Genomic DNA, 209 nt, shown 5'->3' with positions numbered 1-209 from the left:
CGGGTACCACCTTGGCCGATGCAACCTATGCGGTGGTGGCGACGGTCACAGATACCGCGGGCAATACTGCGAGCACGACCAGCCAGAATGTGGTAATTGACACCAAGATCGATACCGATAACGACGGTCAAACCGTGACTTTCGACTCGATCACCAACGACACTGGTAGTTCCAACAGTGACTTCATCACCAATGACAACACCTTACTG

Annotated in this window: 1 protein-coding gene; it reads left to right on the top strand. The window is 53.1% G+C overall.

The genetic code is table 11. From position 1 onward, the window contains the following. Positions 1 to 11: 11 nt before the first annotated feature. A partial coding sequence (locus F4W09_RS17045; protein WP_215899336.1) for a hypothetical protein occupies positions 12 to 209 on the top strand: 198 nt, incomplete at its 3' end.

The organism is Acinetobacter tandoii, assembly GCF_008867985.1.
Taxonomy (GTDB): domain Bacteria; phylum Pseudomonadota; class Gammaproteobacteria; order Pseudomonadales; family Moraxellaceae; genus Acinetobacter; species Acinetobacter tandoii.
This window is presented reverse-complemented; position numbering and strand designations above follow the sequence as displayed.